The organism is Winogradskya consettensis (assembly GCF_018332715.1).
GTDB classification, from domain to species: Bacteria; Actinomycetota; Actinomycetes; order Mycobacteriales; family Micromonosporaceae; genus Actinoplanes; species Actinoplanes consettensis.
The window spans coordinates 101,900-120,885 of record NZ_BOQP01000017.1; the positions used below are offsets into that span (position 1 = coordinate 101,900).

Here is an 18,986-nt window from a genome sequence, read left to right on the forward strand (position 1 = left end):
CGGTCAGACGCCGGCGAGACGGCGGGGCGACGGGCGCAGATAGACCGCCCACGTCACCAGGACGCACAGGGCGTAGAAGCCGATGAAGGTCAGGTAGGCCGCGTCCGCGGTCCGGTAGGTCAGAAACGACTGCCGGAAAGCGAGATTCACGAGTACGCCGCCGAACGCCCCGATCGCCCCGGCGATCCCGATCACCGCGCCGGAGAGGCGGCGGGCCTCGTGCTCGTCGCCCGGGTGCCGCACGGCGAAGATGCGCGGGATCATCTTGTACGTCGAGCCGTTGCCCAGCCCGCTGAAGACGAACAGCGCGACGAAGCCCACGAGGTAGAGCGGCAGCGACCGCAGCTGGGACGCCAGCAGCACGGTCCCCGCGCCGGCGGCCATCGCGACGAAGTTCCAGAACGTCACCCGGGCCCCACCGAGCCGGTCGGCGAGGGCGCCACCGACCGGGCGGATCAGCGAGCCGAGCAGCGGGCCGAGAAACGTGAGGTAGGCCGCCTTCACCGGCGTGCTGAACACGTCCGCGAACTGCACCTGCAGGACCTGGCCGAACGCGAACCCGAAGCCGATGAACGAGCCGAACGTGCCGATGTAGAGCAGCGACATGACCCAGGTGTGGCGTTCGCGGACGGCGTCGCGCATGCCGCGCTTCTCGTTGCGTGCCTGCGACAGGTTGTCCATGAACAGTGCGGAGCCGAGCGCGGCGAGCACGACGAGCGGGATGTAGATGCCCGCCACGAGACCCGGGCTGCCCGCGCCGAACACCGCGAGCACGAACAGGCCGACCAGTTGCACGGCGGCCACGCCCAGGTTGCCGCCGCCCGCGTTGATGCCGAGCGCCCAGCCCTTGAGCCGGTCGGGATAGTAGGCGTTGATGTTCGCCATCGAGGAGGCGAAGTTGCCGCCGCCGACGCCCGCGACCGCGGCCAGGATCAGCAGGGTCGAGTAGGACACCCCGGGCTCGAGCAGGAACGCCACCAGCAGGGTGGGCACGAGCAGCAGGGAAGCGCTCACGATGGTCCAGTTCCGGCCGCCGAACCGCGCGACCGCGAACGTGTACGGGATCCGCAGCACCGACCCGACCAGCGCCGGGACCGCGGTGAGCAGGAACTTCCCGGCCGGATCGATACCGTACGCCGGACCGAGGAACAGCACGAGCACCGACCACAGCGTCCACACCGAGAAGCCGATGTGCTCGGAGAAGATGGAGAACGCGAGGTTGCGCCGCGCCACCCGGGCACCGGTCCGCTCCCAGAACGCCGGGTCCTCCGGCCGCCAGTCGTCGATCCAGTGCCCGTGCACGGTGAGGGCCGGGCGGTCCAGGGCTGCGGTGCTCATGGGGAAACCTCCGGGTAGATGACGATGGTCCGGTCCGCGTCGACGCCGACGGGGAACGACGTGAGGTCCGGCTGGCCGCTCAGCGAGCAGCCGGTGGCCAGGTCGAAGACGAACAGGTGCATCGGGCAGACCACGACGGTGTTGTCGATCTGGCCGTCGGCGAGCGGCCCGCCCCGGTGCGGGCACAGCGCCGAGACCGCCCGCACCGACCCGTCGCGCAGCCGGAACACGGCGACCATCTCGCCGTCCACGGTGTAGGTCCGCCCCTCCCCCACCGGGATCTCGTCGAGCGACCCGAGCCGGTGCCCCCGCAGGCCGTTCATCGGACCGGCACCTGGGGCAGCACGACCAGCGGCAGCGAGGTGCGGAACTGCCCAGGGGTGACCGGTTCCGCGCGTTCCTTCCACGGATCCCGGTAGCCGGCGACCGAGGCGGCCATCGCGGCATCGAGGTCCGCGGCGAGCCCCTCGGCGTCGTCCACGACGATCGCGCGGAGATGCTCGATGCCGACCCGCGGGACGAACGCGTACGTCCGTTCGAGCCAGTTGGCGTTCTCCCGGTAGTACTGCAGGAACCGGCCCGTGAGCGTGATGACCTCGTCCGCCGACCCGACCGTCGCGAGCAGATCGCCCTTGCGCACGTGCGCGCCCGCGGCACCGCCGACGTAGATCTCCCAGCGGCCACCGTCGACGGCCACTACACCCAGGTCCTTGACGTACGCCTCGGCGCAGTTGCGCGGGCACCCGGTCACGGCGAGCTTCATCTTCCCCGGGCCCTCGATGCCCTGGAACCGCTCCTCGATCGCGATCCCCAGCGCTGTCGAGTCACCGACCCCGAAGCGGCAGTAGTCCGAGCCGACGCAGGTCTTCACGGTGCGGAAGCTCTTGCCGTAGGCGTACCCGGACGGCATGTCGAGCTCGGCCCAGATCTGCGGCAACTTCTCCTTCGGCACCCCGAGCAGGTCGATGCGCTGCCCGCCGGTGAGCTTGACCATGGGTACGTCGTGCCGCTCGGCCACCTCCGCGATCCGGCGCAGCTGCGCGGGGGTGGTGACGCCGCCCTTCATCTGCGGCACGACCGAGAACGTGCCGTCGCGCTGGATGTTCGCGTGCACCCGGTCGTTGATGAAACGGGCGTCGCGCTCGTCGACGTACTCGGCGCCCCACATCATCTTCAGCAGCGAGGCGAGACCCATCTTGCTCTTCGCGTCCTCCTCGCCGCCGGGGACGAGCGTCGCGAACACCGACGACACCGACCGCAGCCCGTGGGTGCGGATCGCGTGCATCAGCTCCGGCTTCGGCATGGGTACGCCGGGCACGTACCACGAAGCCCCGGGGTCCTCCTCCGCCTCGCCACCGGCGGCCCACTCGACGATCTGCTGGACCAGGCCCTTGCACGTCCCGCAGCCCTTGCCCGCCCGCGTTCTGTCCATGACGCCGCTGACGGTCCGGCAGCCGCCGTGCACGGTCTGCACGATGGTGGCCTTGCTGACCCCGTTGCAGTTGCAGACCTGCGCGTCGTCGGCGAGTTCGGCCGCGCTCACCTCGGCAGGCGGGCCACCCAGGTCGAACATCAGCTCGACGCGGTCCTCCGGCAGCGCGAGGCCACGGTCGAACGCCTGCATCAGGAACGCGACCTTGGAGACGTCACCGACGAGCGTGGCGCCGATGAGCCGGCCGTCGCGGATGACGACGCTCTTGTAGATCCCCTTGCGGGGTTCGCTGAACACGAGCGTCTCGTCGTCGTCGCGTTCGGCTTCCTTGACGCCCATCGCGGCCACGTCGACACCGGCCACCTTGAGCTTCGTCGCCACGCGGGAGCCGTGGTACGCGGCGTGCGGGTCGCGGCCGGTCAGGTGGTCGGCGAGGACCTTGGCCTGTTCCCACAGGGGGGCTACCAGCCCGTACGTCTCGCCGCGGTGCTGCGCGCACTCCCCCACCGCGTAGATGTCGGGCTCGTCCTGCGCCCGCATCTGGTCGTCGACGACGATCCCGCGCTCCACCACGAGCCCGGCCGTCTCCGCGACGGTGGCGTTCGCCCGGATGCCGGCCGCGACCACGACGACGTCGCAGTCGAGGACGCGGCCGTCCTTGAGGCGGACCCCGGTGACCTCGTGCTTGCCGAGGATCTCGGTGGTGTGCGCGCCGGTCACGATGTCGATGCCGAGCTGTTCGACGCTGCGCCGCAGGATCGCGCCGCCCTGCGCGTCCAGCTGGGCGTTCATGAGATGCCCCGCCGCGTGTACGAGCGTGACGTGCCCGAGGTGGTTCTGCAGGCCGCGGGCCGCCTCCAGGCCGAGCAACCCGCCACCGATGACGACCGCCCGCTCGTGCTCGCGGGCGTAGCGGATCATCGCCCGGGTGTCGTCGAGCGTGCGGAACGCGAAGACGCCCTGGTGGTAGCCGCGGCCGGGGCGGTGGATGCCGGGGATCGGCGGCACGAAAGCGCGGCTCCCGGTGGCGATGATCAGCTTGTCGTACGCGGTGGCGCTGCCGTCCTCGGCGTAGACCTGCTTGGCGAAGCGGTCGATGCGCGCGATCCGGGTGCCGGTGTGCAGGGTGATGGCGTTGTCCGCGTACCAGGAGAGATCGTTGAGGAAGATGCCGGCCTCGTCCTGCACACCCGCGAGGACGTTGGAGAGCATGATCCGGTTGTAGTTGCCGTACGGCTCGTCTCCGAACACCGTGATCTCGAAGCCGCCGCCGCGGGCCAGGATCTCCTCGACCGTGCGTACCCCGGCCATCCCGTTACCGATGACGACCAGTCGCGGCGCCATCAGACCTCCACCAGCCCGAGGTCCACGACGACGGTCCCGGTGAGCCCCGCCGGGGCGGCGAGCCACAGCTCGACCGTGGTGCCGGAGTCCAGGTCCTCGACCACGCGCAGCGACACGTGCACGTCGCTCCTGGCGCCGATCGGGAAGTAGCGCATCGGCAGGCCGTCGCGCATCAGGACCGCGCAGACGAGCTCGCCGCTGGAGTTGCCGCCCCGGAAATAGACGGCCTGGGCGACGACACCGTCGGGGACGACCAGGCGCAGGGCGCCGTCGACCGGTACGGGCTCGTCGAGCCCCTTGCCCTCGAAGGGGAAGACGCCCTGCATAAAACGCGGTGTGGAGTGCACCTCGGCCGGTCCTTTCGTCGGGGTGAGCGGCGCGATCATCACCGCGCACGCTTTGAACGCGGGCATCCGGGAGTGCCGGTCCAGCGCGGGGTCGGTCAGCGTGTTGATGCCGGGCCAGTGGAACGGCGCGAAGACCGTGTCCGGCCGGATGCCGGGGTCGCAGCGGGCCCGGAGCACCGCGGCACCACGCCGGGTGCGCAGCTCGACCAGGTCGCCGTCGGTGATGCCGTGCCGGCGGGCCAGGTCGGGGTGCAGTTCCGCCCGCGGCTCCGGGGCCGCCACGGTCAGCGACCGCACCCGGCGGGTCTGGGTCCCGCTCTGGTACTGCTGCATGTTCCGGCCGGTGGTGAGCACGTACGGGTAGTCCCGGTCGGGCAGCTCGTTCGGGTCGCGGTGCTCGACCCGGACGAAACGCGCACGCCCGTCCGCGGTCGGGAAGCCGTCGGTGAACATCCGTGGTGTCCCGGGATGGTCCTCGGCCGGGCACGGCCAGAAGACGCCGTCCTCGTCGTCGATCCGCTCGTAGGTGATGCCGGCGTAGTCGGCGAGCCCGCCCGCGCTCGCCCGGCGCAGCTCCTCGAAGACCTCGCGCGGCTCGTCGGTGAAGTAGGCACCCCGGCCCAGCCGGTCGGCGAGGTCCTTGAGGAAGCGCAGGTCGGTGCGGACCTCACCGGGTGGTTCGGCGGCCTTGCGGCGCCGGATCACCCGGCCCTCCAGGTTGGTCATCGTGCCCTCCTCCTCCGCCCACTGCGCGGTGGGCAGCACGACGTCGGCGAGGGCCGCGGTCTCGGAGAGGAAGATGTCGGAGACGACGAGCAGATCCAGGGCGCGCAGCCGCTCGATCACGTGGCTGCTGTGCGGCGCGGACACCGCGATGTTGCTCGCGAGCACGAGGAGCACGCGCACGCCGCCGGGAGTGCCGAGCCGGTCGAGCATCTCGTAGGCGGACAGCCCCGGCTGCGGCAGCTCGGCGGGGTCGATGCCCCACACCCGGCCGATGTGCTCGCGCGCGGCGGGATCGTCGAGGCGCCGGTACCCGGGCAGCTGGTCGGCCTTCTGCCCGTGCTCCCGGCCACCCTGCCCGTTACCCTGCCCGGTGATCGTCCCGTAGCCCGAGAACGGACGGCCGACCAGGCCGAGGGCGAGCGCCAGGTTGAGGTACGCCTGCGCGGTGTCCGTGCCGTTGCTGTGCTGTTCGGCGCCGCGGGCAGTGAGGATCATCGCCGGCCGCTCCCGCGCGAGCAGGTGGACGGTCTCGCGCAGCTGAGCCTCGGACACCCCGGTCATCCGCTCGACCCGCTCGGGCCAGTAACCGTTCACCGCCGCCCGCACGGCGTCGAACCCGGTGGTCCGTCCGCTCACGAACGCGTCGTCGACCAGGCCCTCCCGGACGGCGACGTGCATCATCCCGTTCGCCAGCGCCAGGTCCGTGCCGGGCACAGGCTGAAGATGACGGTACGCACCCCGCGCGGTCGCCGTCCGCCGCGGATCCACGACGATGTGCTTCGCTCCCATGGCCCGCCCGGCGTCCAGGAACTGCATGGAGGGCGGCATCGCGTCGGCCGGGTTCGCGCCGACGAGCAGCACCGTACGGGCCTGAGCCACGTCCTCGAGCGGAAACGGCAGCCCACGGTCGACACCGAGGGACCGGTTGGCCGCCGTCGCCGCCGACGACATGCAGAACCGCCCGTTGTAGTCGATCGACGAGGACCGCAGCGCGACCCGGACGAACTTCCCCAGCGTGTACGCCTTCTCGTTGGTGAGCCCGCCCCCGCCGAACGCCCCCACGCTGTCCGGCCCGTGATCACGCTGACTCGCCCCGATCGCGCCGACGATCCGGGCCAGTGCCTCCTCCCAGCTCGCCGCCCGCAACGGGCTCGACCTGTCACCCGCCACCGTGCGAACCAGCGGGGTGAGCAGCCGTTCGGGGTGGTCGAGCAGCTCCGCCGCGGTCCACCCCTTGGCGCAGAGCCCACCGCGGTTGACCGGGAAGCCGGCCGGTTCCAGGCGCAGTCCCGGCCCGTGCCCGCCCCGGGCCGGCGGCTCCGGGATCAGGTGGATGCCGCACTGCAGCGCGCAGTACGGGCAGTGCGTCTCGGTCAGCGTCACGCCACCGATCGTGTCGGCACAGCGTTTCGGTGACCGGCCCGCAACGGTTGCCGTGCCGTTCGGTAATCCTTACAACGCGCTCAAGGTCAATGTGAGACCGCGGCCGCGTGCACGTACCGCGCGACCACCAGATCCTCGACCACCGGGCCGGCGCACAGCGGGGGCGTCACGAGGTCCGCCCCCGAGCGGTGCAACGACCGGTAGAACAACCCCTCTGCCAGCAGGTACGCCGCCACGCCGACCCGCCGTGCCCCCGCATCCCGCACCTCGCGCACCACGTCGGCCACCCGCCGCTCCGCGCCGGACGCATACGCGACGGTCGCGCCGAGCTGAGCCGCCACGCCGTCCACCTCCGCCCGCCACCCGGGATCGGACGACCCGGCCGCCGCCAGCACCACCGCATCCCACGGCGACGCTGCGGCGCTGAGGTGACGGCGCATGCTCGCCACGAGGACGGCGTCCGGCCCGAGCGGCGGCGTCACCACCGCACCGCTGCCGGCGACGGCGTTCGCGATGTCCACGCGTACGTGATGACCGGTGGAGAGCAGCAGCGGCACGACCACCGTGCCCACCCCGAAGGCCATCGTCTCGACACGCGGGTGCTGGACGTCCACATAGGTCAGCCGCACCTCGGTCCCCGGAAGCCGCAGCGCGACCCGGTCCACCAGCGCCCGGATCTGCTCCTGCCCCGCCACCGACCGCGTGCCGTGCGCCACCGCGACCAGCCGCCTCATGCCGGCCCGTCCACCCGCAGCCGGTACCCACGCTTGATCACGGTCTCGATGTGGCCACCGCCGCCCAGCGCCGTCCGCAGCCGCGCGATCGCCACGTCGACCGCGTGCCCGTCCGTGCCGCGCGGGAGCGAGGCGACCAGCCGCTCCTTCGACACCACCGCGCCGGGCCGGGCGGACAGCGAGCCCAGGATCGCCATCGCCGCCGGGGCGAGCGGCTGCACGCGGCCGTCGATCAGGACGGCGTGGCCGCGGATCTCCAGGGTGTCGCCGGCGACCGAGAGCTTGGGCGTGCGGCGGGGCAGTTCGTCGGTGACGGTCTTGACCAGGGCGCCGAGCCGGGACCGGAGCGGCATGACCACCGGGACGTCCTGCTGGACCAGCGACGCCGCGGTCACCGGTCCCACGCACGCCGCCATGGTCGGTCCGCGGAAGGCGTCCAGCACCTGACCGGCCTCGTCACCCGCGATGTCGAGCAGGGCCCGGACAGCGGGGGCGCTGGTGAAGGTGACGGCGTCGATCTGACCGGCGGTGAGCTGGGTGACCAGGCGGCGTACAGGGGTGATGTCGGATGGCAGCGTCCAGCGGTAGACCGGGATCTCCACGACGGCAGCCCCTGCCGCGCGCAGGGCGTCGGTGAGCTCGGACTGCGGGCCGCCGTGCAACTGGACGGCGATGCGGCGGCCGGCGATCCCCTGGGCGAGCAGGCGTTCGAGGATCTCCTCCGACGACTCGGTCGCGGCGGACCAGTCCTCGCTGAGGTCGGCCGCCCGGATCGCGCCGCACGGTTTGGCGCCGCGCGCGATCAGCCGGGCCCGGCCCAGGGCCGCCCGCAGCGGGTCGCCCATGCCCCACCCCTCGGCGGCTTCGAGCCAGCCGCGGAAGCCGATGCCGGTCGTGGCGACGACGATCTCGGGGGCGAGCCCGACACAGGCCGCGGTGGCGGCGTGCAGCGCCCGGTCGTCCCGCAGCGGCACGATGGTGATCGCCGGCGCGAGCACGACCCGGGCACCGCGCCGTTCCAGCAGGGCGGCGAGCTCCTCACGGCGCCGCTCGGCGGTCACGGCGACGGTGAACCCGGCAAGCGGCCCCGGCGTGCTGGAAAGGTTCACCCGTCAGATGCTCGCCACGGCAGGTTACGCGGGGTGGCCCCGGTTGTTTCCCCCGCGATAACGCGTTATCACAACGGCCCCGTGGATCTTGTGAGTCACGGGGCCGGCGGGGGCTGGATGGTGAGCTGCCCCCACTGGCCGGCCTCCGAGCGGAAGATCTGTTCGACCCGGTCGACGTCCGCCGCCAGGTCGGTGCCGGCGTCCCAGTCGAGCTCCGCTTCCTCCAGGCTGAGGGCCGCGTCGTCGTAGAGCTTGGCGACGGGGGCGAACCCGATCAACGTCTCGTACGCGGTGACCGCCGTCGCCATCGCCGCCAGCACCGCCGCCACCACCCCGGTCACCGTGCGCCCGGTCTCCCCCAGGAGCTGTCCTGCCACGCCGGCGAGTGCCGCCAGCCCGAGCAGCGTGTTGCGCACGATGATGCCCTGGTTGTCGGCCCGATGATATTCGTCGCTGCGGCGGCGGTAGAAGGTCAGTTGGTCGGTGATGCGCAGGTCCTTGTAGAGCCGGCGCACGGCGGCCTCGCGGTTGCTCATTCCGGCTCCTTCCCCGCCTTGACGGCGATCACCGCTCGGCGCAGCGCCACCAGGCGGTCCGGGCCCGCATAGGGCCCGACGCGCGCCAGGTAGCGGAAGTGCAGGGCACGCAGCCGCTCGGCGCGCACCCGGGCCTGCAGGTATTCGTCGATCGAGGCGCGTTCCCGGGCCCACTGGCTGCTGGTCGCCAGCAGGACCCCCGCGAGCGCGAGGACCAGGCCGGGCCAGCGCTGACCGGGCACGAGCGCCTGGATCCCGCCCAGGGTGGTGACCAGGGCCGAGCCGAGGAGCACCAGGACCTGCTGCCGGCGGTAGGCGTTCTGCTCTTTCAGGGCCTGACGGTCGTACGCCGAGAAGACCGGCTCGACAACCGCCGCCAGCTCCGTCAGGTCGTCAGCGAGCTCCGGGTAGCGCTCCCGGGCGTCGGGCGGGATGACCGGATAGGGCTCGGCAGGTGTCCGGAGCTTGGGGAATCGCGCCAACAGCGACAGCGGCATGCGAAGACTTTCTCAGCTCGATGCCGTCAGAAGGGTACCCATCCGGTCACCAACCGCTGTGGTGTCGGATATCTGCACGATGTGGACAAGCGGCGACCCGGCGATCCGGGTGGCGAGGTCGTTGCGGCGATCCCCGAGCCGCGCCGCCGCGATCTCGTCGGCGGTGCGGCCGGATCCTTCCAGCACCAGCAGCGGGCGCCCGGCCCGCAAGCTGTGCTCCGCGTCGTCGTAGGCGATCCGCCCGCCGTTGATGAGCACGGTGAGGGCCGCCGACCCGCCCGCGACACGGGTGGCGACGTCGGCGAGCCAGGGCACCTCGGCACCCCATTCGTGACCGGGCGCCAGCACGAAGTGGGTGTGGTGCGGCTCGAGCGCGGCAGCGTCGGCCGAGGGCGCGGGCTCACCGGGCAGCGCCACCGTTCCGGCCGCGGCGACGCCGACCAGGGGAAAGCCGTTACGGGACCGACCCATCAGACGCATCACCCCTGCGTCGGTGCCGCCGTCGATCACGGTCGCGCCGCTCGCGTGGATCGCCGGGAGCAACGCCTCGGCGACCACGGACCCCAGCTGATCCAGATCATCCCCGGTCATGCCGCCGGCACCGCCGACAACGGTGACGACCGGCCGCGGCGTGGCGAACCCGAATTCGTGCAGCGCCGCAGCCAGGTCGGCGGGACCGTCGACCCGTGCGGCGAGCGCGGTGCGGGTCCCCCCGAAGTCGATGGTGAACACGACCCGTACGTTACGCGATCGGCGCCCCGGCACGAGACAGCCGGAACGCCATGGCAGTTCGGCGGCCGGTCCGGACCATAAGGCATCTCGACGCCACCGCCTCCCCGCGCCACAGTGGTACGGGGTGAGCAGAATGATCATTATCTATGGCGGAGCGGCGGACACACAGGACACGTCCCAGCTACGCGACCGCGTCGAGCGCCTGATCAGGCATCTCGGGCCGGCCCGTCTCGTCGGGGGTCTCGTGACGGACGCCGAGCTCATGGTCGCCGCGGAGGGACTGAAGGCCGGCCGCGAGGTGCTTGCCGTCGTGCCGGACACCCGGGACGCCTTCCGCGCTGCCATGGCGGCCGAGCACGGTGACGCGTGGACCCGTACGTTCGACCAGCTCCTCGATGCCCCGCGGCTCACCCTGCGCGAGCTGACCCCTGGTGAGACCCTGCTCGACGTGGCGGCGGAAGCTGCCGGCGACGAGCAGCAATGGCTGGTGACGATCGGTCCCCGCGACGCGGAACCGGCCGGCGAGGCGGTCCGGGACCTGATCGCCCGGGCCCAGCAACGCGGCCTGCTCACCCTCGACCTCTCCCCCGTACGCAGGGAGCAGCGCGCTTTCGTCGTCATGCCCTACGGCAGCAAGAAGGACGCCGAGTCAGGTGCCGAGATCGACTGCGACTGCGTCTTCGACCGGGTGTACGTGCCCCTGCTGGAGGACGCGGATCTCGACTGGAGCCGCGCCGACCTCGGCAAGGACACCGGCATCATCCACCCCTCGATGCTGGCCGAGCTGGCCAACTGCGACGTGGTGCTCGTCGACCTGACCACCACCAACTTCAACGTCGCCTACGAGCTCGGCGTCCGTCACGTCTTCGCCGCCGCGAGCACGATGCTGGTCGGCCCGCACATCATCGAACTGGGCAAACGCACCCCGCCGTTCGACATCGCCATGAGCCGCGTCCACTCCTTCGACCGCGGCCTGCACCTCACCGACGAACAGGCCACCGAGGCGATCCGCAAGCTGGGCCCGGTGCTGGAGCTGGCCGTCGCCAAGGCCGAGGACGACAGCCCGGCGCATGCCTGGTTCGCGATGGTCGAGCGGTCGGCCCCGTTGCTGCTGCACAACGAGGTGCGGGAGCGGGAGGCACGGTTCGCCGACGCCCACCGCAGGGTCGCGGACGCGACCCGGTTCGCCACGATCCTCGACACCGCCCGATGGCTGGACACCGCCGGTCTCGGTACGCGCGACAGCCAGGCGTTGCGCATCAAGCTCGGCGCGGCCCTGCTCGGCATCCAGGCGTACGCGGAGGCTCTCCAGCTGTTCGACCGCTCGCAGCCCGAGGTCGGCGACCCGCAGCACAAGATCTGGCTCCTGAACACGGTGATGGCGTACCGCAGGCTCAGCGAGCAGACCGGCGTCACCCCGCAGGAGAAGCTCGCCCACGTGGACAGAGCACAGCGGCTGCTGGAGAAGGCGGTCCGGGACGGGTACGGCGACTCCGAGACGTACGGCATCTGGGGCGGCATGATCAAGCGCGAGATCCAGTCCGCGGGCCTGCCCCGGGAGGACCCACGGACCAGGGAACTGTTCACGGCCATGGCGGAGAAGTACCGGGAGGGCTTCGACCGTGATCCCAGCTACTACACAGGCATCAACCTGCTCCTGGCGATGCGCCTCTGCAGCCCCGAACGCGACGGGCGGTTCCACGACGAGTTCACGGAGATCGGCGCCGCCACCCGCCTCTTCGCCAACCGCGCCCTGCGCTGGGACCGGTCGGACGTCTGGGCCCGGCTGACCCTGGCGGAGCTGGCACTGCACCAGGCTCTGGAGAACACCGCCCCGGACCTGACCGGCCCGGCAGCCCTCTACCTCACGGCCTTCCGGACAGCCAACCCCGACCAGATCGCCTCGGCCCGCAACCAGCTCGAGTTCCTCCGCACCTACGACTCCTTCCCCACCGAGATCACCACCCTGCTCGGCCACCTCGATCAGCGGTGACCCGCCGCATCCCGGTTGCTCGCCCGTCAGAACGAGAGGTCGGCGGCGAGGCCGTAATGATCCGAGAGGTAGGTCTGGCGTCCGTCGCCCAGCGTCACCGGGTTCTGCAGGACGAGCCGGGTGGAGGCGGTCAGCCCCGGCCGGACCAGGACGTGGTCGAAGGCGGGCGGCGACGGCCAGCGCGGGGTCGGGCGGTACGTCGGCTCGGTGTCCCCGGCCCGGGTGTCCTCCAGCCCGGCATCGGTCAGAAACCCGGCGAGCGACGACGCCGTCCGGGGCACGTTCAGGTCACCGGCGACCACCACCGGCAGTGCCGCGTCGACCCCCGAGACGACCGCGGCGAGCGTGGCCAGTTCGCGACGCTGGACGTGGGTGTACCGGCCCTCCCGTGACCAGTCGCCGTCGCGGTTGGCCGACAGGTGGGTGTTGATCACCGCGAGCGGGCCGGCGGCGGTCGTGACCTGGACGACCTGGGCGCCCTTGCGCATGATGAACTCGGGTCGCACCGGCCCGGTCATCGGATACCGTACGAACCGGGCGCTCACGATCGGCAGCCGGGACAGCACCACGAGCCCGCCCCGGAGCAGCACCGTCCCGCTCCAGGCCCGGTGACCGTACGAGCGGGCGAGACTCCGCAGCAGCACCGCGTGGGAGCGGTACATCACCTCCTGCAGGCACACCACGTCGTACCCGGAGCTCTCCAGGAGCCCGCCGAGGACCCGCAGCCGGGCCCGGACGTCCCCCTTCATCAGCGCGTTCAGGGTCAGCAGCGACACAGCCATGATCAAGACCTTATGGGTACGTTTCTCAGGTACCGCTCAAGGAGTACGGGTACCGCTCATGGTTGCATTTCGGGAGCCGATGGGCCGGACATGAATGCCGCCCCCGCAACTCTGGACGGCTCGCTCGACAGCCTCGTCGCCGGCGTCTACGTCAGCCACAAGGGTCTCGCCGACCGGGCCGAAGCGCTCGTGCGCGCCGCCGTCACCGCCGGGGACCGCCAGCTCGCCGATCTCGGCCGGCTCGTGCTCGCCGAGCTGCACAACCGCGGCGGTCGTGCCCCCGAGGGGATCGCGCAGGCGCGCGCCGTGCTCGCCGGGACCGGTGACCGGATCGTCGTCGCCCACGCCCACGCCGTCGTGGCCGGGGGGCTGTGGCGGATCGGGGACAACGCGCAGGCGGTGCGGAACGCGTACCCGGCGAGCCGGATGCTGCATCCCGGTGACCCGCCGGTGCTGCGCGCCGACCATGCCATCGTCCTGGCTCTGCAGGTCAACGACCGGCGCATCGGCGGCATGTCGCACCGGGAGTTCCGGGTGGCGCAGGAGCTGGCCGAGGCGGCCCGGGTGCCCGCGCTGATCCTGGCGAACCTGAACAACTGGGCGTGGTGCTCGTACACCTCCGGTGACCTGCGGACCGCCGCCGACCTCGTGGACCGGATGCGGATGTGCAGCGAGCGCACCGGGGAGCCACTGAACGCCTCCTGCGCCGACACGATGGCGCGGATCATGCTGGAGACCGGGGATCCCGCCGGGGCGCTCGCGCTGATCGAGCGGGCCATCGCGACGTCCGAGCCGACCGACTCCGACGCCGTGCCGAACGCCCTGATCACCCTCGCCGACATCCAGCGCCGGGACGGCAACGTCGGCGCGGCGCTGGACACGCTGTGGGCCTGCCGGGAGATGGCGGCCCGGGACCGGCTCGCCGACGTCGACGCGCTGGCCCGCAAGATGATCGCCGGGTGCCATGCCGAGCTGGGTGACTTCGCCACCGCGTACCACGAGATGGTCGAGTTCCACGAGGCCTGGACCGTACGCCGGTCCGAGCGCAGCGAGGTCATGGCCCGCGTCGCGCACGCCCAGTTCGCCGTCGACGAGGCCCGCCGCACCACGGAGCGGTTCCGCGAGATGGCCGAACGGGACGCGCTGACCGGCCTGTGGAACCGGCGCCGCTCGGACGCGCAGCTCGCCGACCTGATCCGCACCCCGGCCACCCAGCGCGGCCCGGTCAGCGTCGCCCTGATCGACCTCGACCACTTCAAGGCGGTCAACGACACCTACACGCACGCGATCGGCGACATGGTCCTGTGCCGCGTCGCCGAGCTGCTCGCCAAGGTGGGCGGGCACGCGGGCCGGCACGGCGGTGAGGAGTTCATCCTGATCCTCGACGCGGACCCGGCGGTCGCCGCCCGGCGCGTCGAGGGCCTGCGCGCGGCGATCCAGTCGTATGCCTGGACCGCCGTCGCGAACGGGCTGAGCGTCACGGCCAGCATCGGGCTCACCGCGCTGCGCCCGGACGACACGGCCCGCACCCTGGTCAACCGCGCCGACGAGCTGCTCTACGCGGCCAAGCACGCCGGCCGCAACCGCGTCATCACGGGTTAACGCACGGACAGCCGGTAGACGGAGATGCCGTATCCGTTGCTGCGTTGCAGGCCGTAGACGCGTACCCAGCGGGCGGGGGTTGCCTTGAACGTCGTGGTGACCGCGCCCTCCTTGCCCTTCGCGCCGGTGTACGCGGACCGCCACGCGCTGCCGTTGTCCGATACCTCGACGCGGTACTCGGTGGCGTACGCGCGTTCCCACACGACCTCGACCCGGCTGACCGACCAGAGCTCGCCCAGGTCGACCGCGATCCACTGGTTGTCGGCGAAGCCGCTGCCCCACCGGGTGGAGTCGTCCCCGTCGACGGCGTCCGCACCGGGCCACGCCCTGCCCTCGGTGCTGGAGACGCTGACCGGGCGGTGCAGGGCGAGGTCGGCCCCGTCGTTTACCCGTCCCGCCGGGGTCGTGACGGTCACCTTCGGGGCCGGCGCTGTGGTGGTGAGCCCGGCGGACGGCGCCGTGGACGGCACTCCGGTCGCCAGTGGCACCACACCGTTCGAGACCTCGCCGTCCGAGAGCGCACCCAGCGAGGCGACAGCGCTCGGCGCCGTGCCGGTGGCCGTCGTGGCGCCCGGCGCCTCCTCGGAGAACGCCCGGGCCGGCGGCCCACCTGCCGCCGCGTCGTCCTCCCCGGATGGGCGCAGGGCCACGGCCACGCCGACCGTCACGACGGCCAGGGCCGCCGCCCCCGCCGATGCCCAGACCCACCGCCGGCGCCCCCGCGACGCCGCCGGCGGGGTCTCCGGAGCGGTGGGCCGCTCCGGGGATGGTGGCTCCGGCCGCACCAGGGGCGGGGCGGCCGCCGCCGCCTGACGCTTGCCGAAAGCACCGGAGGTCAAGGACATCGACGCTGGTGGTTGCCTTGGTTTCCAGCCCTGCCTGGGGTCCGGATCACCCTGCTCGTTCGTCACGGGTGACTTGATATCACCGGTGTGCACAACACTCCACTGTGGCCGATTGTCAGATTCCGGCGCGCCGCTTGTGGAACACCCGGCGCCACGCACCGCGGGCCCCGTCACGCCCGGCCTTGAGCACCACGCCGACCTGGTTGAACACTCCGTCACTGGTGATCAGCAGCTCCCCGACGTAGGCCGAGGCGCGGTCCATCACCAACCGGGCGTGGGCGAGATGCTCGGCCTCGTCGCGCAGGTCCCACAGCCGCCTGCCCTGGTCCCACGCGTGCGCGCGGGTCGCTGCCACCAGCACCGACTGGCTCCAGTCGTCGAGGTCACCGGCCAGCATGTCGACGCGCAGCTGCCAGCTGGTCGAGTAGCGGCGGCGCAGCCGGGGGATCTCCTGGTAGAAGATCTTGTTGATCAGCAGGTAGTCGGGGTGCACGACGTCGCCGGGCGGTGTGCCGAGCCGCTCCCACGTGGCGACCAGCGCCAGCGCCAGGTCGTGGTTGATGTGGGCGTTGACCCCGAGGATCGCGGCGGCGAGCCGGCTGATCTTTTCGTCCTGGGCGCGGCGGAACAGCACCTCCCAGGCGTCCGGGGTGCTGTGGTCCTCCTCGCCCCACAGCCGCAGCGCGTCGAAGTAGCGCTTGGCGAACTCGACGTCGAGCAGCTCCAGGAATTCCGGGTCGACCACGTCGGGGCCGGTCAGGGCCGCCCCCACCCGGTCGGTGATGGTGAAGTAGAGCGAGTTGAACGACGCGATCCGGTTGGCGGCCGGCGGCGGCAGCAGGTCCATGATGCGCTGTGCCCGGGTCAGCATCTCGAGGACCTCGGCGATCGTCGCCGGGGGCACCGCGCAGAGCTCGGCCATCTCGCGTTTGGCCTCGCCCCAGCCCCGGCCGGACGGCACCAGGCCGGGCTCGTCCGGCGCGATGCGGATGCGTTCGGTGCGCAGCAGGTCGGCGCTGCTGCGCACGGTGTTGATGTCGAAGGCGACTGTCGCGGTCATCACGGCCCCCTCAGGCGTAACAACTCCGGAAATCAGCCACAGTCCACAGTCGGGCGGGCGATGACCAGCTTCCCGCAAGTTACCCGACAGTTCCACGCCGTTTCGTCATCAAGAGAGCAACGTCATCATCATCGCGAGAGCAGTGTCACGAACCGCGTCACGTCGATGTTGCCGCCCGAGATGATCACGCCGACCCGGCCGGAGACCTTGAGCCGCCCCGACAGCAGCGCGGCCAGGCCGGTGGCACCGCTCGGCTCGATCACGATCCGCATCCGCTCGAACGCGAAACGCATCGCGTCGCAGATCTCGTCATCGCCGACCAGCGCGATCTCGTCGACCAGCCGCCGGTTCACCTCGAAGGTCAGCTCGCCCGGGGTGGGCGCGGCCAGGCCGTCCGCCACGGTCCGGGAGACGGGTACGGCGACCCGCTCCCCGGCATCGAGGGACCGCTTGGTGTCGTCGCCCTCCCGCGGCTCCACGCCGATCATCCGGATCCCGGGCAGCAGCCCCTTGGCGGCGGTGGCGCTGCCCGCCATGAGCCCGCCCCCGCCCACCGGCACGACGAGCGCGTCGAGGTCACCGGCCTGCTCCAGCAACTCCAGCGTGGCGGTGCCCTGCCCGGCCATCACGTCCGGGTGCTCGTACGGCGGGATCAGCGTCAGCCCCCGCTCGGCGGCCAGCGCCCCGGCCAGGGCGATCCGGTCCTCGCCGTAGCGGTCGAAGGTGAGCACCTCGGCGCCGTACCCCTCGGCGGCGGCCCGCTTGGACGCCGGGGAATCCTCGGGCATCAGGATCACCGCGTGACTGCCCAGCTCCTGCGCGGCCAGCGCGACGGCCTGCGCGTGATTACCCGACGAGTACGCCGCGATGCCGCTCGCCAGCTGCGCCGGGGTCAGCCGGGCACACGCGTTGTACGCGCCGCGGAACTTGAACGCGCCCATCCGCTGGAAATTCTCGGCCTTGACGAAGACCTCGGCACCGACGAACGCGTCCAGGGTCCGCGACCGCAGCACCGGCGTGCGGTGCGCGACTCCCTTCAGGCGCTCGGCGGCGTCATGGACGTCGGCCAGGGTGATGCTCAACTTGTGTCTTCTCCTGTTTCAGCGCCGCAGGCGACTATGACGGCCGCAGGCGGCTTTTCTGGACTTTCCCCATGGCGTTACGGGGGAGTTCGGCCACCAGGTTCACCACGCGGGGGCGTTTGTGGGCGGCGAGGCGCTGCGCCACGAAGTCGATCAGCTCTTTCTCGGGGACCGGGCCGTCGGTGACGACGAACGCGGTGACCTGCTCGCCGAGGTCGGCGTGGGCGGTGCCGATGACGGCGGCCTCGCGGACGGCGGGGTGCAGCAGCAGGGCGTCCTCGACCTCGCCGGCGCCGACGCGGTAACCGCCGGTCTTGATGAGGTCGGTGGAGGCGCGCCCCACGATGCGGTGCCAGCCGTCGGCGCCGATCGTGGCGACGTCACCGGTGGTGAACCAGCCGTCGGTGAGGGCGGAGCCGTGGCCGAGGTAGCCGTCGAAGAGGGTCGCCCCGCGCACCTGCAGCTGGCCGATCGTCGCGCCGTCGTTCTCGAGCGGGACACCGGCGTCGTCGACGAGGCGGGTCTCGACGCCGCGCACCGGAACACCGACGTGGCCCGCGCGGCGCGGGCCGTCGTGGCGGGCACTCACGGTGATGAGCGTCTCGGTCATACCGTAACGCTCGACCGGTGCCTGCCCGGTGAGCGTCGTCAGCTCCTCGAAGACGGGCACGGGCAGCGGCGCGCTCCCCGACACGAGCAGCCGGGCACTGCGCAGCTCGCGGGCGGCGTCCGGCATGGCACACACACGCGACCACACCGTGGGGACGCCGAAGTAGAGGCTGCCGCGCGCTCTCGCGTACGCATCAGGGGTCGGCTTTCCGGTGTGCACCAACGGTGACCCGATGCGCAGCGGGCCGAGCACGCCGAGCACGAGCCCGTGCACGTGATAGAGCGGCAGGCCGTGCACGAGGGTGTCGCCGGCCGTCCACTGCCATGCCTCGGCGAGCGCGTCGAGGTCGGCCGCGATCGCCGCGCGCGAGACCACGACGCCCTTCGGCGGCCCGGTCGTCCCGCTCGTGTAGAGGATCAGCGCGGGTGTGCCCGCATCGGGCTCGGGAGGCACGGAACCGCTCACCCCGGGCCGCGTGATCGCCATGGTCGGGAGATCACCGGACGGCCCGTCGGACAACAGCACCGCCGCGCCGGAATCGCGCAGGATGTGGGCGCGCTCGGTCGTGCCGGCGTCGGGCGGCACGGGCACGATCGGCACCCCGGCGAGCAGCCCCGCGGTGATCGCCACGATCGTCGGAAGCCCGGCGGTCGCGTCGACCGCCGCCACCGGCACCCCGCGCAACGACTCCGCGAGCGCCGACGCCCGGCCGAGCAACTCGTGGCGCGACACGGACTCCCCGGACGCGGTGACCGTGCGCGGGGTGTCCTCGGCGTCGTGCAAGGCTGTCAGCAAGCGCATGTACCGATCTTCTCAGAGCCCCTGAGCCGGTCT

General features: G+C 72.0%; 16 protein-coding genes. 2 read left to right on the forward strand and 14 right to left on the reverse strand.

The genetic code is table 11. The features are described from left to right. Nucleotides 1-3: 3 nt before the first annotated feature. From Aco04nite_RS17580 to Aco04nite_RS17625, 9 genes are all read right to left on the reverse strand, one after another. Nucleotides 4-1,338, reverse strand: coding sequence for a nitrate/nitrite transporter (locus Aco04nite_RS17580; RefSeq protein WP_212998309.1), 1,335 nt, complete (start codon nucleotides 1,336-1,338; stop codon nucleotides 4-6). Continuing rightward, nucleotides 1,335-1,661, reverse strand: a complete 327-nt coding sequence (locus Aco04nite_RS17585) for a Rieske (2Fe-2S) protein (RefSeq protein ID WP_212998310.1) — start codon at nucleotides 1,659-1,661, stop codon at nucleotides 1,335-1,337. Before Aco04nite_RS17585 ends, Aco04nite_RS17580 begins: the two co-directional genes overlap by 4 nt. Continuing rightward, entirely contained in the window at nucleotides 1,658-4,114 is a 2,457-nt protein-coding gene (gene nirB, locus Aco04nite_RS17590; RefSeq protein WP_212998311.1) for a nitrite reductase large subunit NirB, read from the reverse strand. Before nirB ends, Aco04nite_RS17585 begins: the two co-directional genes overlap by 4 nt. Continuing rightward, nucleotides 4,114-6,564 (reverse strand): molybdopterin oxidoreductase family protein, encoded by a 2,451-nt coding sequence (locus tag Aco04nite_RS17600; RefSeq protein ID WP_498370763.1) that lies wholly within the window; start codon nucleotides 6,562-6,564, stop codon nucleotides 4,114-4,116. Before Aco04nite_RS17600 ends, nirB begins: the two co-directional genes overlap by 1 nt. 92 nt (nucleotides 6,565-6,656) lie before the next feature. Further along, the gene (locus tag Aco04nite_RS17605; RefSeq protein WP_212998312.1) at nucleotides 6,657-7,304 is read right to left on the reverse strand and encodes a sirohydrochlorin chelatase; all 648 of its coding nucleotides are present in this window, start codon (nucleotides 7,302-7,304) and stop codon (nucleotides 6,657-6,659) included. Continuing rightward, the gene (locus tag Aco04nite_RS17610) at nucleotides 7,301-8,413 is read right to left on the reverse strand and encodes a uroporphyrinogen-III synthase (protein ID WP_212998313.1); all 1,113 of its coding nucleotides are present in this window, start codon (nucleotides 8,411-8,413) and stop codon (nucleotides 7,301-7,303) included. Before Aco04nite_RS17610 ends, Aco04nite_RS17605 begins: the two co-directional genes overlap by 4 nt. A gap of 95 nt (nucleotides 8,414-8,508) precedes the next feature. After that, nucleotides 8,509-8,949: an SLATT domain-containing protein gene (locus Aco04nite_RS17615; protein WP_212998314.1), complete on the reverse strand. Its 441-nt coding sequence runs from the start codon at nucleotides 8,947-8,949 to the stop codon at nucleotides 8,509-8,511. Then, a complete protein-coding gene (locus Aco04nite_RS17620; protein ID WP_212998315.1) occupies nucleotides 8,946-9,446 on the reverse strand; it encodes a DUF4231 domain-containing protein in 501 nt (166 codons plus the stop codon). Before Aco04nite_RS17620 ends, Aco04nite_RS17615 begins: the two co-directional genes overlap by 4 nt. A gap of 12 nt (nucleotides 9,447-9,458) precedes the next feature. After that, nucleotides 9,459-10,178: a TRP family putative cation channel gene (locus Aco04nite_RS17625; protein WP_212998316.1), complete on the reverse strand. Its 720-nt coding sequence runs from the start codon at nucleotides 10,176-10,178 to the stop codon at nucleotides 9,459-9,461. Nucleotides 10,179-10,311: 133 nt separating this feature from the next. Between Aco04nite_RS17625 and Aco04nite_RS17630 the strand changes: the two genes are divergently transcribed. Then, a complete protein-coding gene (locus Aco04nite_RS17630; RefSeq protein ID WP_212998317.1) occupies nucleotides 10,312-12,171 on the forward strand; it encodes a tetratricopeptide repeat-containing protein in 1,860 nt (619 codons plus the stop codon). A gap of 26 nt (nucleotides 12,172-12,197) precedes the next feature. Here Aco04nite_RS17630 and Aco04nite_RS17635 read toward each other — a convergent pair whose 3' ends face one another. Continuing rightward, entirely contained in the window at nucleotides 12,198-12,953 is a 756-nt protein-coding gene (locus Aco04nite_RS17635; RefSeq protein WP_212998318.1) for an endonuclease/exonuclease/phosphatase family protein, read from the reverse strand. Nucleotides 12,954-13,043: 90 nt separating this feature from the next. Here Aco04nite_RS17635 and Aco04nite_RS17640 point away from each other — a divergent pair, with 90 nt between their 5' ends. Continuing rightward, nucleotides 13,044-14,555 carry a tetratricopeptide repeat-containing diguanylate cyclase gene (locus tag Aco04nite_RS17640; protein WP_212998319.1) on the forward strand — a complete coding sequence of 504 codons (1,512 nt, stop codon included), beginning with the start codon at nucleotides 13,044-13,046 and terminating at the stop codon, nucleotides 14,553-14,555. On the opposite strand, the gene Aco04nite_RS17645 is transcribed toward Aco04nite_RS17640, so the two are convergent. From Aco04nite_RS17645 to Aco04nite_RS17660, 4 genes are all read right to left on the reverse strand, one after another. Next, complete coding sequence (locus tag Aco04nite_RS17645; protein ID WP_212998320.1) at nucleotides 14,552-15,394, reverse strand: discoidin domain-containing protein; 843 nt, start codon at nucleotides 15,392-15,394, stop codon at nucleotides 14,552-14,554. The two genes, Aco04nite_RS17640 and Aco04nite_RS17645, sit on opposite strands and share 4 nt — an antisense overlap. Nucleotides 15,395-15,515: 121 nt before the next feature. Continuing rightward, nucleotides 15,516-16,460, reverse strand: coding sequence for a DUF5995 family protein (locus tag Aco04nite_RS17650; RefSeq protein ID WP_212998321.1), 945 nt, complete (start codon nucleotides 16,458-16,460; stop codon nucleotides 15,516-15,518). Nucleotides 16,461-16,588: 128 nt separating this feature from the next. Continuing rightward, on the reverse strand, nucleotides 16,589-17,542 hold the full coding sequence (locus Aco04nite_RS17655) for a pyridoxal-phosphate dependent enzyme (RefSeq protein WP_212998322.1): 954 nt from the start codon (nucleotides 17,540-17,542) through the stop codon (nucleotides 16,589-16,591). A gap of 34 nt (nucleotides 17,543-17,576) precedes the next feature. Beyond that, nucleotides 17,577-18,953, reverse strand: coding sequence for an acyl-CoA synthetase (locus Aco04nite_RS17660; protein ID WP_212998323.1), 1,377 nt, complete (start codon nucleotides 18,951-18,953; stop codon nucleotides 17,577-17,579). Nucleotides 18,954-18,986 lie beyond the last annotated feature (33 nt).